At 61.8% G+C, this 14,656-nt stretch carries 23 protein-coding genes; all 23 read right to left on the bottom strand.

What is annotated here, in order from left to right; genetic code table 11:
- Positions 1–1,418: tape measure protein (locus Q4G14_RS14575; RefSeq protein ID WP_303362493.1), on the bottom strand; the 1,418-nt coding region annotated here is incomplete at its 3' end.
- Positions 1,408–1,743 (bottom strand): DUF1799 domain-containing protein, encoded by a 336-nt coding sequence (locus Q4G14_RS14570; RefSeq protein ID WP_303362492.1) that lies wholly within the window; start codon positions 1,741–1,743, stop codon positions 1,408–1,410. The genes Q4G14_RS14570 and Q4G14_RS14575, both read right to left, overlap by 11 nt.
- Positions 1,744–1,763: 20 nt before the next feature.
- Positions 1,764–2,042: a hypothetical protein gene (locus tag Q4G14_RS14565; protein ID WP_303362491.1), complete on the bottom strand. Its 279-nt coding sequence runs from the start codon at positions 2,040–2,042 to the stop codon at positions 1,764–1,766.
- A gap of 51 nt (positions 2,043–2,093) precedes the next feature.
- Positions 2,094–3,026, bottom strand: a complete 933-nt coding sequence (locus tag Q4G14_RS14560; protein ID WP_303362490.1) for a phage tail tube protein — start codon at positions 3,024–3,026, stop codon at positions 2,094–2,096.
- 1 nt (position 3,027) lies between these two features.
- Positions 3,028–3,198 carry a hypothetical protein gene (locus tag Q4G14_RS14555; protein ID WP_303362489.1) on the bottom strand — a complete coding sequence of 57 codons (171 nt, stop codon included), beginning with the start codon at positions 3,196–3,198 and terminating at the stop codon, positions 3,028–3,030.
- A complete protein-coding gene (locus Q4G14_RS14550; protein ID WP_303362488.1) occupies positions 3,198–3,617 on the bottom strand; it encodes a hypothetical protein in 420 nt (139 codons plus the stop codon). The genes Q4G14_RS14555 and Q4G14_RS14550 overlap by 1 nt, the downstream gene beginning before the upstream one ends.
- The gene (locus Q4G14_RS14545; RefSeq protein WP_303362487.1) at positions 3,614–4,036 is read right to left on the bottom strand and encodes a gp436 family protein; all 423 of its coding nucleotides are present in this window, start codon (positions 4,034–4,036) and stop codon (positions 3,614–3,616) included. Before Q4G14_RS14545 ends, Q4G14_RS14550 begins: the two co-directional genes overlap by 4 nt.
- Positions 4,033–4,284, bottom strand: coding sequence for a hypothetical protein (locus Q4G14_RS14540; protein WP_303362486.1), 252 nt, complete (start codon positions 4,282–4,284; stop codon positions 4,033–4,035). Before Q4G14_RS14540 ends, Q4G14_RS14545 begins: the two co-directional genes overlap by 4 nt.
- Positions 4,285–4,361: 77 nt before the next feature.
- Positions 4,362–4,643 (bottom strand): hypothetical protein, encoded by a 282-nt coding sequence (locus Q4G14_RS14535; RefSeq protein ID WP_303362485.1) that lies wholly within the window; start codon positions 4,641–4,643, stop codon positions 4,362–4,364.
- Positions 4,643–5,581 (bottom strand): major capsid protein, encoded by a 939-nt coding sequence (locus tag Q4G14_RS14530; protein WP_303362484.1) that lies wholly within the window; start codon positions 5,579–5,581, stop codon positions 4,643–4,645. The genes Q4G14_RS14535 and Q4G14_RS14530 overlap by 1 nt, the downstream gene beginning before the upstream one ends.
- Positions 5,582–5,601: 20 nt before the next feature.
- Positions 5,602–5,937 (bottom strand): capsid cement protein, encoded by a 336-nt coding sequence (locus Q4G14_RS14525; RefSeq protein ID WP_303362483.1) that lies wholly within the window; start codon positions 5,935–5,937, stop codon positions 5,602–5,604.
- 9 nt (positions 5,938–5,946) lie between these two features.
- The gene (locus tag Q4G14_RS14520; RefSeq protein WP_303362482.1) at positions 5,947–7,026 is read right to left on the bottom strand and encodes a hypothetical protein; all 1,080 of its coding nucleotides are present in this window, start codon (positions 7,024–7,026) and stop codon (positions 5,947–5,949) included.
- Positions 7,027–7,290: 264 nt separating this feature from the next.
- Positions 7,291–7,878: a phage virion morphogenesis protein gene (locus tag Q4G14_RS14515; RefSeq protein WP_303362481.1), complete on the bottom strand. Its 588-nt coding sequence runs from the start codon at positions 7,876–7,878 to the stop codon at positions 7,291–7,293.
- Positions 7,879–7,994: 116 nt separating this feature from the next.
- Entirely contained in the window at positions 7,995–9,485 is a 1,491-nt protein-coding gene (locus Q4G14_RS14510; protein ID WP_303362480.1) for a PBECR2 nuclease fold domain-containing protein, read from the bottom strand.
- A gap of 152 nt (positions 9,486–9,637) precedes the next feature.
- On the bottom strand, positions 9,638–11,023 hold the full coding sequence (locus Q4G14_RS14505) for a DUF935 domain-containing protein (RefSeq protein WP_303362479.1): 1,386 nt from the start codon (positions 11,021–11,023) through the stop codon (positions 9,638–9,640).
- Positions 11,020–12,648: a phage terminase large subunit gene (gene terL / locus Q4G14_RS14500; protein WP_303362478.1), complete on the bottom strand. Its 1,629-nt coding sequence runs from the start codon at positions 12,646–12,648 to the stop codon at positions 11,020–11,022. The genes Q4G14_RS14505 and terL overlap by 4 nt, the downstream gene beginning before the upstream one ends.
- Positions 12,635–13,141, bottom strand: coding sequence for a DUF1804 family protein (locus tag Q4G14_RS14495; protein WP_303362477.1), 507 nt, complete (start codon positions 13,139–13,141; stop codon positions 12,635–12,637). The genes terL and Q4G14_RS14495 overlap by 14 nt, the downstream gene beginning before the upstream one ends.
- 3 nt (positions 13,142–13,144) lie before the next feature.
- Positions 13,145–13,357, bottom strand: coding sequence for a hypothetical protein (locus Q4G14_RS14490; protein WP_303362476.1), 213 nt, complete (start codon positions 13,355–13,357; stop codon positions 13,145–13,147).
- A 65-nt stretch (positions 13,358–13,422) separates the two neighbouring features.
- Entirely contained in the window at positions 13,423–13,668 is a 246-nt protein-coding gene (locus Q4G14_RS14485) for a DUF2312 domain-containing protein (protein WP_303362475.1), read from the bottom strand.
- Entirely contained in the window at positions 13,668–13,931 is a 264-nt protein-coding gene (locus Q4G14_RS14480) for a hypothetical protein (protein WP_303362474.1), read from the bottom strand. Before Q4G14_RS14480 ends, Q4G14_RS14485 begins: the two co-directional genes overlap by 1 nt.
- Positions 13,928–14,116, bottom strand: coding sequence for a hypothetical protein (locus Q4G14_RS14475; RefSeq protein WP_303362473.1), 189 nt, complete (start codon positions 14,114–14,116; stop codon positions 13,928–13,930). The genes Q4G14_RS14480 and Q4G14_RS14475 overlap by 4 nt, the downstream gene beginning before the upstream one ends.
- Before the next feature lie 13 nt (positions 14,117–14,129).
- Positions 14,130–14,426 carry a hypothetical protein gene (locus Q4G14_RS14470; protein WP_303362472.1) on the bottom strand — a complete coding sequence of 99 codons (297 nt, stop codon included), beginning with the start codon at positions 14,424–14,426 and terminating at the stop codon, positions 14,130–14,132.
- Positions 14,426–14,656, bottom strand: a 231-nt coding sequence (locus Q4G14_RS14465; protein WP_303362471.1) for a hypothetical protein, incomplete at its 5' end; no start/stop codon positions are given. The genes Q4G14_RS14465 and Q4G14_RS14470, both read right to left, overlap by 1 nt.

Here is a 14,656-nt window from a genome sequence, read left to right as displayed (position 1 = left end):
CCGGCCAGCGCCAGCGCACTGGCCAGCCCCCGCACCGCCAGCGTCTTGGCCGCAATCGCCGCCGCCATGCCGCGCGATGCGGCAGCGCCTGCGATAAACCGCCCGGTCATCAGCGCGGTCTGGATATTGATTGCGGCAATCCCGGCGATCAGCGCCGGAATGCGCGTGGCCGCCAGCACCATCAGCGCCTGACCCAGACCGATGGCGGCGTTTTTCATGCTGTCCATCAGCCCGGAAAAATCCTTGGCCGCGATTTTGCCGATACCTTCGGCAATGCCGTTCAGCCAATCGGCCACCGCCGCCGACGCGCCCAGCGCCTGATCAATCGACCCGATCAGGGCGGTGACGCCATTGCCGATCCGCAACAGCCCGTCGCCGATGGTGCTGGGCATCTGCGCGGCTTCTTCACGCACATCTTCCAGCGATTTCAGCAGCGCCCGTGCAATCACCTGCCCGGTCAGCTTGCCTTCAGACGCCATTTTGCGCAGGCCGCTGGTGGTGGTGCCAAGCTCTTTGGCCAGTGCCTCCGCCACGCGCCCGCCATTGGCCAGCACGGTTTCCAGCCCCTGCGCGTCCATTTTGCCGGTGGCCATGGCTTTGGACAGCGCATTTTGCACCGACGCCGCCTGTTCGCCCTTGGTGGCGGTGATGACCAGCATGTGGTTCAGCGACTCGGTGTAATCCAGCACCTCTTTGGTGCTGTAGCCCAGATCGCGCATCGGACCGATATTACTGGCAAAGGTATCGACGGTCTGACCGATGGCCGAATAAGACGCATTGGCCAGCCGCAGCATGTCTGTCATCAGCCCCTGCGCTGCGTCCATATCTTTGACCGCCGCGCCGATCCTGCTGGACATATCCGACCAGCCATCCGCTGTCGCCGCCAGTGCCCGCGCGGAAAACGAGGCGGCCAGCGCCGCCCCGGTGATCCCCGCCATCCGCGCCAATCGGCCCAGCCCGGCAATGCCGGTCTGCGCCGATTTATGCATCCGGTCCAGCGCATCTTTGGCAATATTGGTGGATTTGGCCTGCTGGTCCAGACCGTCCGAGGCGGTCTTTGCCGCCTTTCCCAGCCCCTGACTGACCGGGACCAGCATCCCGACCCGTGCGCTCGCATCGCCCCCGGCTTGGGCCATCGTCGACAGCGCCGCCGAGGCTCCGGCGGTGGCGTTTTTCTGGGTATCGAGACGGCTCGCCGCTTCTTTCGCGGCCTGTGCCACCCCCGTATTCGCCCCAGCCGCCGCCGTGATGCCCGCCGCCGCCTCGCGGCTGGCTGTGCCAAGCCCCGTTTGCGCGCCGCTGGTCTGGGCGGCCTGATCTTTCAGCCCGTCCAGTGCCTTGGTGACCTCGGACGTCTCGCGTTTCGCCGCCGAGGCGTCGGCAGTCAGTACCAGCGAAAATTTCAGGTCATTGGCCACGCTTGTTCAGTTCCTGTGCTGCTCCGTCCTCGATGGAGCGGATTTGGTCCCAGAGGTCGGGGGTGGGGGTGATCCCGGCCAGTGTCAGGCCGGAGGCAGCGGCGGTGTAATCCAGACCCAGCCAATGCGTGCTGCCGTCGGGATAGACATGGCAGCGCCATTGATTGGCGACGGCCAGAAACGCGGCCAGCGCGTCGATATGGGCGGGCCAGATGCCATCATCGGGGGGCGGGGCGGCGCGGCGCGGGACCGCAGGCAGGCCCCAGCGCGCAGCGTCGGTGTCAGCCTCGCTGGGGGCGGCGTCGGTAAACAGATCACCCCGCACCCATGCCGCCCCCGCCCAGATCAGTTTCCCCGCGCGACCCCCGTCATCGCATTGACATAGACCGTTACTGTCGCCGCCCGGATATAGAGGGTGTCGATCAGCTGATCGCGCAGTGCGTCGGAAAACGGGATGGGCTGGCCGTCATCATCAACGATCCCATCCCAGCCGATCCAAATCGCGCGCAGAAGCTGCACCGGGTCGGTGTCCAGTTTTTCGACCTCGGACCACGGCAGCACGCGGAATGTGGCGGTGAATTCCTGATCGGCAAAGCCGCCATCGACCGGGACGCGGACCTTCACTTTGTGCGAAAAGGTCGGATTTTGATTGATTTTCAGCATGTTGGGGTATCCTTAGTTAAACATGATCGAAAACTGGTCATTGCCAGCAGTCAGCATCGGGATCAGCCGCAGTGGCCATTCCTTGATGCCTTGGTTTTCCTCAAGCCCGGTCAGGCGCTGCATCTGGGCCTTGGGAGCCTCAATCGTCACCCGGTTGCCGTTCGCCGTGCCGTGGACCAGTTTCACCGGCACACGGGTGCGGGCCTGCCCGATCTGGAACGGGTTAAACACGTTCAGTTCCTCGGCCTCGACTGTGGTTTCAATCGTTTCCGATTTGCCGGTGATCAGCACCCGGTCCGACCCGATCAGGAACCGCGTTTCCACTTGATTTCCCAAGGCCAAAGCAAAGCTGCGCATGACAAAGGGGCGGTTGTTGATGGTAAAGGTCGGCGTGTTCTGGGTCGTGGCCACCAGAACGGGCGCGTCGATCTGCGCGGTCAGGGTGGGCGTCGGCGGGGTCACTTTGCTGGGCATGGTGAACAGCCCAGTCATCTCGAATTCAACCTTCGGGATCGCGCTGCCCGCCACGCGGATCGTCGCCGTCCCCATCGACCCGGTCAGGGCATAGCGGGTATCACCGATCCACAGATGCACGGTCACACTTTCATGCCCGCGCGATACGGGGGTATAGGTGACTTTCGTCGTCTCCTTGACCTCGGCCATGGCACAGGCGCGCAACAGCTTGCCGATGGGCGGGATTTGCCCCGCCGTCCCGGTCCCGACCAGCTCCACACTGAAGGTCAGTTTCGCGTGCAGATTGACCGGAATTGTCCCCTGCGCGCCCATCTGCGGCAGCTCCAGTTCACGGCTGACATCCTCGCCTTCCATGGGCGACAGGGTGATGTTACTGGCCAGCACCGCATCCCCGGCTGACAGCGTCGGCGCGGTGCCATAGGTCGTTTCCGGTGCCAGCAAAAATACCTTTTCTTTCCAAAAAATCGGCATGTTATTGGTCCTGTTCAGGTTGCGCTGCGGTGGCGTCACCCACCCGCGTCAGGCGACCATCGGCGTGGCGGATATAGCTGCCGCCCGTGCTGGGATTGGCCGGGATCGGCGCATCGACGGGGGTGTCGACTGCGTCAGAGGGCGCGGCGGTGTCGGGGGTCTTGCGGGTCATCAGGGGCCTTTCACAATGTAGCGGGTGGTTTCCCACGTTTGGACATAGAGTGAGACGTTGTCGGTCAGGGCGCTGCCCTCGCCGCCGATCAATTCCAGCGGTGTGGCGGCCCCGGCGGGGGTCTGGCCGATCAGCGCGCACTCGACCGCGTGGCGGTAGGTTTCCAAGGCGCGGGCGCGGGATGCGCCGCGCGGATCGTCATTGATGCGCATGATGATGGCCGTGACGATCTGGACGCTGACGCGCTGCCGAAACCCGGTGGCCAGACCGTTGGGGTCAGCAGATTCGCGATAGGGCATCACGAACACCGTGCCGCTGGGGCGCGCGGTGCCGCGCATCAGCGCGTCCATATCCTCGGCCAGATCGACCTGCGCAAAAACGCCGGGCCGTTCCAGTCGCGTGATGATGTCCGAAATCATCGCCAGCCCTGCAAATTTTGCGGGGTGAACACCTGATCGGGCGACCAGCTTTGGTGTTGACCGGACGGATCGGGCGCGACTGCCCCATCAGGCAGCGGCAGGCTGATCAGCCCACGCGCCACGTCTTTCAGCGCGGCAATCGCATCCTTATAGTCGGTTTCGACATATTCGGGCGGGTCATAGCGGTGCAGTTTATACCGGGCGATGGCTGTGGCCCATGTCCGCAGCAAGGGCGGCGGATTGATAAACCGCGTCGGATAGCGGGCCATGATATAGCCGTCGATGATCGAATCGGCGTGGATCAGGGCCGCTTCAACTTCGGTCGGGTCCACCACGCCGTCGCGGTCGCGGTCGGCCACATCCAGCATTTCTTGCAGACCGGCGCGGTCGATCAGATCATCAATATTGGCATAGGTCATTGCCCGGACGCCTGTTCGGTGCGCCAACGACGGAGGGTAAACTCGGCTTCATCAAAGCCGGTGCAGTGCGCACAGTTACCCATCGAACGACCCAAGAATGCGGTGACCAGCATCAGAAAGCCCAGCCACTGCATGGCATCCGATTGCAAAACCACGCCCGTGCCGATGACCAGCACGATCATGAGATAGGTGACCACATCGCTGATGATGGAGGCGCGTAAACTTTCGCGGAGGATCAGAACTTTCATTAGGGCATCCTTGGGTGCAGAGGATTGTGCCGGTGGCGACAGAGGGTGCCGCCACCGGGAGTGCCGACTGGGTGGGATCAGTCGGACGCCGGGGCCGTCTTGGACTGCTTGCCCGCAGGAGCGGCAGCGGTCAGGGCGGCGATTTCGGCTTTCAGGGCGGTGTTTTCGGCCTCAAGCTCGGCGATCCGCGCGCCCAGCTCGTCCAGCACATTGCGCGCCATCATCACATCCGCGACGACGTCCACGCCCTCCAGCTCCTCGGCCTCGGTGACGGTGACGGTGATCTGATCGCCCGCCTGATGCCAGCCGGTGCCGGTTTTGACCGGGGCCGACAGCGTGACATTTACCAAATCCGGCATTATTTTTTCCCCGCATCCTTGAACAAGAACCCGCTTTCCGCGCCGACCAGATAGGGGCGTCGTTCGGTTTTCGTGGGGTAAACCCACGAATCCGTGCGTTCTTCGAAATAGGGCCGCATCACCTGCGGATAGCCCGACAGCTCATAGGTGTAGGCGAAGGACGGAATGTCATACCGCTCGGCATTGCTGGGCGTGAAGGACAAGATCGCATCATCGCCCCAGATGTCACTGGCGGGCTGGGTGTCGGGGGCCGTTTCCGGCAGGAACACCGCTTTGCCAACCACGATTTTCTCCAGATCAAAATACCCGGCCAGCATCTCGGTCGTGATCGACGCCGCCGTGGTGTATTTGAACTGTTCCTTGATTTTCGGGTGACGCTTCAGGGCCTTGATCACGGACGGCCCCAGCGTCAGCATATTGGGATAGCGACCGATCATGCGGCGGATCGAGTCCTTGGCCTCGTCAATATCGGCCAGCGGATCACTGGCGGCATCGGACCAGCGGGCCGATCCGGTCAGGGTCACTTTGTTGCTGTCGGCATAGAGCGCGGCATTGCGGGCCAGATCGGCGGCCTCTTTTTCCATGCCCAGATCGACAATATCCAGCACCATATTGATGGCACTGCGGCCCAGATCGACCCCCGGCACCTTGGACGCCTCTTCTTGGTGTTCGACCGGCACAAAGCCCTCCAGCGCGTCCTGGACCAGCGAAATCGAATCGCTGTCAAAGCCATACTGGATGCGCGCCTTGGCCGCGCCGGGCGACCGGCGGGTGTTCATCAGCCGGAAACTTTCCTTGCCGAATTTCAGCACGCGCATTGAGCGGTTGGGGATGGTCACGCGCGGGAACAGCAGATGCGAAATCAGCTCGGCATTGCGGTATCCGCGAGCATGGGTGGACAGGATCGGGTCAATCACAGCGGCGGTACGCTGGTTCATTGTGGGCATGGTCAGACCTTTCAGCGGATCAGGATATCGACGAACTCGCCGTCGGCGGCGTCCGTCAGGGCGGTGGCGAAATGGGCGGTGCTGGCCCCGGCAGCTTTCACGCCGCCGGTCGCGGCGGAAATGACCCGCGCGCCTTTGGTGATGGCCCCGGACGCCTTGACGCGCACCACGCCCATCACGACGACGCCGACCTGCAAGCCGATTTCGGTCGAAGGTGACAGGGCAAATCCTTTGACCGCCGCGCCATCCGTGGTCACCTTCTTGTCGTCCCAGCCGATCAGGTCATAGGCATCAAACAGCCCGGCCGACTTGACCGACAGGGTCAAAATGTCGTGGAAATACTGCATAATCACTCCTTACGAAACGGCGTGAACGGCATCGATGAACTCGGTGCCGGGATGCTGGCGTTGATAGGCCTGGGCTTTGGCGACCACCGCCAAGGCCTCGTTATCGACAGGCTTGCCGTCGGATGCGAAGTTCACATGGGCTGCAGGCGCGTCATCGGGGAGCGCGCTGAAATCCACGATCTTGGGCTGGTCGCGCAGCAGCTTTTGCAGCGCATCCGCCGCCGTCAGCGTGTCACCGCCTTCGGCAAAGCTGATTTCGCCGCTCGCGCCCAACTGATCCAGAATGCCAATCAGGGCGGCGCGGCTGGCGGGGATCATCTTGCCATCCGCGATCAGGCTGTCGGCAAAAGCCGCGTGATCGGCATGACGGGCAGCGGTTTCGCGCGCGGCCAGTGCGGCTTCGCGGGCGGCGAATTGGGCCTCTTGTTCGGCAAAGGCTGCCGATTGTTCGGGGGTGGGCACGGTGGGTTCCTGTTCAGGTTGCGGGTCAGAGGATGCGGGGGCGCGCTCGGGCGCGGGGGACCAGTCGATGGCGACCGGATCGCCCGATTGCCCGGCCAGAAAATCGGCAAAGCTGGCGATCAGGGCCGCCACGTCAAAGCCGTGGCGCGCAGGCAAGGGCTGGGAAAAGGTGACAACGCCGCCCTGATCGGCGGAAAACTCGACGTTTTTCAGGCCGCTGACGGCAGGGGCAGCCCCGCCCAGAAACCCGATATGTTTGGGATACCAACTGCCCGGCACCGGGTTGGCGGGCGCGTCGGGCGAAAAGAACGCCAGCGACACTTTGCGGTAGCGGCCTGCTTTGACCGCATCGGCAAATTCGGGGGCAATATCGCCCAAATTGGCGTGCAGCCGTTCGCCCGATGCGTCATAATCAAAGGACTGCGCCCAGCCAAAGGCCGGGGCGTCGGTCTGGGGATGGCCGACGACAACCGGCGCGGGGGCGGTCGCGGGGTCGTAACTGTCGGCGACGGCTGCCAGATCGGCAGCGGTGAACGAAACGGCCCGCCCCTGCATGGGGGTGAATGTGCCGGGGCGGAACACCTCGATCCGGGCCGTGGGTTGGGTGATGGGGGTGGTCTGCGGCATAGGTCCATCCGATTGCGATTGGATGGCTTATGGCAGGTGATTCGGGGCAAAGGGCGGGCGAAAGGTTCCTGCTTGGTTCCAATCCGCCGCGCCGTGATGATGCTGCCCCGGATGGGTGGTCGGGGCAAGAGCATGGGCGATGCACCCGCGACCCGCCCCGCAATGGCCCCGTAGCGCGTTTTTAACGGGGGTTTAACGGGGGGGTATTGCGATTTTGGCTAGACGCATACCCCGCGCCGTATTTTGTCGGTCTGCGGGCCGTTTTTACGGGGTGTCGTTTTTGGCCAGCCATTGTTCCGCGATGTGAACGATTTCCTCGCGGTCGGCAGGGCTGAACCCCAGATAGGGGCGCGCGGGAATGCGGATCGTGCGCGCCTTGCGGGTGTAGGTCTCGGTTTTCATATGTTTGTTTTCCTTTTTCACAAAGCGCCCATTGGTTTTTTGCGACCGGGGGTTCCAGTGACGATAGAGCGTGCCCGTGCCGCCGGGAATGCGGACCTCGCCGCCGAACTGGTGGATTTTGGCGTATTTCGACAGAACGCCAATGCTGACCCCATTATCGGTGGCATCGGCATTCAGCGAGTCGAGCAGATCGCCCGTGTCGCGCAGAATGCCCAGCTCGGATGATGTGCGCGCGCGCTGCTTGATGCGGGCCGCTGACAGGGCCTGCCACGGGGTGCCATCCGGCGCGACCTCTTGGCGGAAATTCTGATCAACCGAATTGACCATATGTTTGCCGACATTTTTGTAAAACCCGCGCAAATTGGACAACCGGGACAGCATGGCGCGCAGGCCGTCGCTGATCTCGTCCACATCAATGCGGATCGTGACGCCTTCGGGATGATCGGTCATCTTGACTTCCTTGCTGTCATGCCTATTTTAACAAGTGGTTTTGGGGCTGAATGTGTCTTCTTCGCAGGGCGATCCAAAATCCATCGCGCCGGGCAGGACACACTCGCCCGGCGGATTTATTTCCGAGACCATAGTAATTTTCCTGTCCGCTGATTATTCATGTAGGCCCAGTTCGTTTTCTTGCGCGGGCCGGGCTTGAACCCGGTCGTGGCCAACCAGAACTTACGCCCCATATCAAATGTTGCGAACATTCCTGACGCGGGATGTTCCGATCCGGGACTTTGCAAACCAGCCCGAATGTATTGCCGTGTCAGAATGTGATCCTCGACCCCCGGCAAAACCCGATCCAATGCCAAGGATCGCACCCCCAGCCAGATTTCGTCCGGGTCCATAATGACCTCAGCCAATTGCGCTGCATACAATTCCCGCCCCTGTTTCGTAACTTTCCAACGCCCGCCTTCACCCCGGAACAGATCGTCGCTGATGGCTATTTTTGTGCCAGTAACATCCTGCCACAAAACGGGTTTTCCAATATCGGCCCCGAAGGGGCGCAGAAATTCCCGCACATACTCCTCGTCGGGCATGGCATCGGGTGATTTTGCCGATGGCAGCAACGGTGTCGTAAAGGGGCGCGCCGCTGCCAGCAATTCATCTGCAGGACGCGGCACATCGACACGATAGAGCTGATGCGGACCATCCGGCTGCTGCATCGGAGCCGCGCCGCTGGCCTGCGCTTTTTCAAAGGCGGCCTGCACCTCGTCATGGATGGCTGACGGCACCAAGCCTTGTGACCACTGATTTCCCGGCTGATAATCCCAGCCATATCCGGTCCCCTTTGGCAGGCGGACGGCGGGCTTGCCGCTTTTTGGCTGGTGGAGTTCATATTCAATCGGCGGGGCGGTGTCGGGGCCGGTTTTGCCCAGCCGTTCCATGTCGCGCTCGGACAGGGTGCGAACACCGCAGGAACATTGCCAGTCATTGGGCGGAAAGTATGTTTCCCACCACGGATCGTCATGGCGCAACACCATGCCGTCCCATGACTTATGTTCAGATCGCGGATTTTTGGGGCGGCGTAACTCTCCATGTCGATATTGCCAGTAAGGCCGCATCTTGACCACATCCGGGTCGCGCATTTGCTTTAGACGACCGGCCATATGGCTGGTGCGCATATTTGTGCGAAAGATCGTGCGGATGCGCCAGTCGCGGCCCCCGTTGTAATCCCAGCCATATTCCGCGACGATCCGGTCAAATTCTTTGGCAAAGGCGTCGATGTCATTGGCCTCGGCCCCGGTTTTCAGGATCACCTCCCGGAACTCGGCCACCATGGCAATGGCATCCTCGGTCATGGCCAGATTGGCCGATCCGGCAATGGTAAAGGCACGGTCGTGGTTGCCATGCAGCGCGTCATCCCAGACCTTTGTGGGTAGCGGGCGCTTCTGGGTCAGAAAGTCGATCTGTTCCTGAAACGTCTGCCCGAACGGATCCACGGCGAAACTGGCGCGCCCGTCCACTTCGTCAAGAACCTCGTCACGCCCGGTCAGCAGAGCCAGATCCAGTGCCTGCGCCAAAGGATGGGCCAGCGCGTCAGGCGTCCAGCGTGCGGCCATGTCCAGCACTGCGCGCGCGGCCTCCGCTGGGTCAGGCCGCAACAGGTCGGCTTTGATCTCACGCAGGCGGCGGTCAAAATACCCCGCCGTCACCGCCAGCAACTGTTCCGTAATCCGTTCCGCAGGCCCGTCAGGGGCCGCGAAACAGCAACTTATCCGTTTTTTTTTGAGCCGGGTTCCGCAAAACCAATCTGCCGCGCCATCGGCGGGCCAGACGGGACAAAAGACGGCTCCGGCTCGTCGGCGAATTCGTCGCGATGGCCGACCAGATAATCAATCACATCATCCGACAGGTGATCGACCGCGCCCGAATCGACCACAAAGGCGCGCGCCGCGCCATCATCTGAAATCCGCGACGCCGACCGGACCACGCTGTTGATCGCGGCAATGCTGGCCTCGGCGGCCTCGGCCTTAGCCTTTTTCGCGGTGGCCTCGGCCAGTTCATTGGCGGGGCGGATGCGCCAGATCGACGGGGCCGCAGCACCCGGCAGGTTGTAATCCACGATCCACTGGCACAGCGTTTCGCGCAAGGTGTCCGACAACAGATCAGCGTCGGCATCGACGGCCAGCGACATGATTTCGGCGTGGGTTTCGGAGGCTGCGCGCGATCCCGCGCTGCCAATATCGGTGGTCAGCGTCTCGCCGGTCACGCAGATCGAAATCTGTTTGTCCCAGTAATCCAGAAACTCCTGATAGGTGACCGATCCCGTCCGGCTGGCCTCCAGAAACTCCAGTTCGGTGCCAATCGGCACGGTGATCGCCGAATGCGTTCGCACCTGTTTCAGGGTGTTCAGCAGGCGCGATTGTTCTTCGGTCAGCCCGCCATAAGGGGTCTTGCCGACCACGGTCGGCCCGGCAAACTTTTCCAGATAATGCAGCCAGAACGCCACCCCTTCGCGTTTGAACAGCACCGGCCAGAACAGCCGCGTTCCCAGCCCCAGACCATAGGGGTTATTGCCTTTGACCCCAAACCGGTGGACAATGAATTTCCGCGCGGGCAAATCCTCGCCGGTCAGCATATTCGCCCAGGTCAACAACCGCACTTCCCACAGATCGTTGAACACAAAGCGGCGCTGGTCATGGGCGACAATCCGGGCGGGGACAATCCGCGCGCCATCCCGCGCCCAGATCACTTCGGACACCGCAAACCCTTTCAAGGTCGCGTCCAGCAGGTCTTCGCACATCCTGTCAAAGGGCAGCTTGTCCAAGATTTCGCGGACCATTTCGGCGGCTTCGACATCACGGGGCTGATCGGATGCCGGGCGCACATCCCATTCGCGGGCGATCAGTGCCTTTTTGCGCTTTTGCAGCAACGCATAGGCGTGGGTGTCGCGCTCGATTTCGTCATAGATTTTCAGACCCTTGCCACCGCCACGCTGGATCAGCGTGTCATCGACCGGGACCATGACCCCATTGTAATAGGGGATGGTGATGTCGTTCTGCACACCGGCGATCAGGTGGCCGGACCCGGCGGGCAGGCTGGCGCGCGGATGCGTCGTGGCGGGCAGGTTTTTGATGTGACGTTTTTTGCGGCTCATAGCCGGTAATCTCCTAATCCGCCCAGCGCATGGCCTGCGCCGATGTCTTGTTTCTCGGTCATGATCTGACCGCCGGTCACGCCGCCCCCGCCGTAATGCAGGGCGTTATTCCACAGCATTTCCAGACAGTCGGGACCGTCATCATGGGCGGCGGACGGGTATTGTTGCAGCTGGTCAATCAAGGTCCGCTGCGATGAATGCAGCCGGATCAGCCCCGCCGAAATCGGCGGTTGCAGCCGTTCGATCCGCAGGGCCTTATCGGCAATTGGAATGATCGGGATGCAGGGCATGGCGACCCCGACGCGGGCGGCGGCCGTCATCATTTCGGTGCGCAGAAACTCCTGAAACTGCACCGATTCCACGAACCATAACAGGCAGTTGTATTCGCGTTGCATGGCAATCGCCTCGGCGATGATGACGCTGGGCAGGCGTTTGCGGATCGACGCCTCAACCACATCAAACACGCCCTCCAGCCGGTCATAGCCGCCGATCAGGATCGCGGACGGGTCGCGCCCTTTCCCGGCCTTGCCCAGCGACGGGTCGATGCCGCCAAAATAGAGCCAGTCACGTTTTTTCAGCGCCCAGAAGGTGATGTTTTTGAACGCGTTCGATCCGTTCAGGGGCGCGTTCTGATATTCACTTTCAAAACTGTCGTGATCGCCCGCGCGTTCCTTCATGAGAAACAGCAGCGAATGCATGGCGGGCCAGTTCAGAACCGCGCCCTGCTCCAGATCGGCCTGATGCGCGACCCAGAACGCGTCGGCCTCGTCTTCGTTGTTCAGGTAAAGTTCTTCCCATTTGTCCCACAAATCCATGCGGTCGGGCCAGTGCAGGATGGCCTGATACCGCGCCACCTGCCAGCCGGGCTTTTTGGCAAAGCGCAAGATCACCGCGTCAAAGTGCAGGACGGTCCCAGCATAGAGCACGTCCATGGTGCCGTCGGTCGGCCCCAGTTTCAGCACGGCTTTGGCGATCCAGCTTTCCAGCTTGTCGCGCTGACGCGGGGACTCAACGTTTTCGTCGTTTTCCACGTCATCCAGAATCGCCAGATCGGGCCGCCACGGGCCGTGACGCCGCCCACGGATTTTCTTGCCGGTGCCGAACGCTTCGACCTTCACATTGTTGGCGGTGATAATGACGCCCTCGCGCCACAGCCGCCCCTGTCCGACCACCTTCGGGAAATCATAAGACAGCCGGGGGTTGACCTCCAATTCGGCTTTCAGCGCCTCGACCATGACGGCGGCCTGTTCAAAGGCGTCCATGATCAGGGTGATGTAGTGTTTGCGCCCGGTGATGATGCACCACAGTGGAAAGGCCAGACTGATATGGGTGGATTTGGCCGATCCGCGCGGGGCAATGACCAGCCGCTTTTGTCCTTCGGGGGCGGCGATCATCTGTGGCAAATCGCGATAGAGTTCCTGATGCAACAGCGACGGGTCTTTGCCCAGATAATGCGGCAGATAGGTTTCCACGAAATAGCGATAGCCGTCGGGCGCCATGACGCGCGCAACCCGCGTGGCGCGGGCTTTGGCATCGACCGGAAAGGCCGATACCTCCAACTCAATTTTCTGTCGAAACCCTTGGATCAGGGCCTGCAAGCCGTCCAGAAACTCACGGGGCCGCATGATACACCTGCGCCAGTTTTTCCCCAAAGGGTTCGATCACTTCCAGAAATTGCTGACTTAAATCGGGGTGTTCCTCGGCAATGAAATTTGCGAACTGCGCCAGCACATCCATGGCAATCGCCAGCCGCGACATTTGCGGGGATGCCTTTCCGGCCCCGTTCATCATCTTGGAAAAGCTGTCGGCCAGCAGGGTCATCTGTTTGACCTTCTCGGTCACCTCCAGCGTTGAATCCTCAATCGACTGGATCGTCACATGGTAAATCGCCAGAAAGCGGTCCACGACATCGGCGACAATCGCGTCACGGCCTTCGCCTTGCAGCGCCAGTGCGGATTTGGCGATATCCCAATCATCGCCCGTTTCTTTGGCGGCGGTTTTCCAGCGGCGCAACGTCCCCATCGGCACGTCCAGTTTGACGGAAATCACCGGCAGCGCCAGCCGCTCTTGAATATAAAGCTGTCGCGCGCGCCCGCGCACCCGTGCATCATGCGCCATAGATCAGATCGACTTTCCCATCACACCTTTGATCATGCCAATTGCGACCGCGACGATGCCGCCGGTGATCGCGCCCGACACCGCGCCGGATTTTTCCACCGCGCGCAGGCGGTCATCCATTTTTTCAAAACGTCCCGTCAGGTCCGCCGATTGTTTTTCAAAGCGGACGGACATATCGGCCTGCCGGTCGCGCACCCCATTGATCTGGTCGCGCATACCGGTCAGCAGCCCTTTGATTTCGCCCAGATCGCGATGGACCTGTTCCATATTGTTATCGGTCATCAGGCCATTCCCATCGCGGATTTATACAGATCAAGGATGGCCTCTTCCTCGGCCACATCGTCGTGGTCGCGTTTGCGCAGGGCGACGATGCGCTTCAGGACTTTGACGTCAAATCCGCGCCCTTTGGCCTCGGCCATGACGTCTTTCTGCTGTTCGGCGATGTCGGATTTTTCGGCGGCAAGTTGTTCGTAGCGTTCAATGAATTGCCGCAATTCACCGCCCACGGTGGCGCTGTCCAAACCCATCAGAAACATTCCTCATATTGAAAAACACGCGCCTCGGTCAGTGCGGCATAGAGGGCCTCGCGCGTCGGAAATCCCAGCGTCACACAACGGGCCTCCGGGTCTTCGGCGTTCCAGATTTCCGCCCACCACGCCCCGTCTTCGGTTTCGCCATCGTCAAAAACACTGGCCCATGCTTCCGCGGATGGAATGCCCACCTCGCTCATGGCCTGCGCGATTTCCGCACCATTGGCCGGGCGCGGTTCATCAAAATAAGTCCGTTTCATTTTTGGTCTCCATGGCGGGCATGATCGTAAAAGCGGACCAGATCGCTGTGACGCTGGCCGCACTCGCGCAGGGTGATGCGCAAATCCCCGATGGCGGCGCGGGCATCGCGTCCGGCCAGCGGGACAGCATCGGGGCTGGGGCAACCGGTCCGCAGATCGGCGGGCAGATCGGGCAGATGACGCACGGGGCGGGCGGGATCAGAACCCGCGCAGCCGCTCAAGATCAGCGCCGTCAATGCGGCACACACCGTCCAGTTGAGCTTCATAATCGGCCAACTCCTGTTGCAAGATTTCCATGGCCACACGGCGCTCGGCGGCGCGGCGCGCGGCGTCATGCAGCATTTCTTCAATCACGCGGGCCTGTTCGACCAGTGCGACATGTTCAGCGGCCAGACCGCGCCGGGCTTGATATTCGACCCCAGCCCAGAACCCGGCGATCAGGATCATCGCCGGGATCAGAACAACCGACAGGGCGGCGCGCAGCGGCCCCAGCATCACAGGGTCCGCCCGCTGTGGTAATCGTCCGTCGTGGCCGCACCGGCGCGCAGATGCTGCACCGCCGACACCAGACAGCCGATGACCAGCAACGTCAGCGCCACGGTTTCAATCCCGCCCACCGGCTCCAGCAGCTCCTTCAAGAGCGGCATGTGAGTGCGGTAAAACCCGGTGGCATCGGCCAAGATCAGCGGCAGGGCGCTGACCAATGCGGCCAGTGTGGTGATGAC

The organism is Paracoccus sp. (in: a-proteobacteria) (assembly GCF_030538755.1).
Taxonomy (GTDB): Bacteria; Pseudomonadota; Alphaproteobacteria; order Rhodobacterales; family Rhodobacteraceae; genus Paracoccus.
The sequence above is the reverse complement of the archived record's forward strand: the minus strand, read 5'-3'. Positions and strand labels throughout refer to the sequence as shown.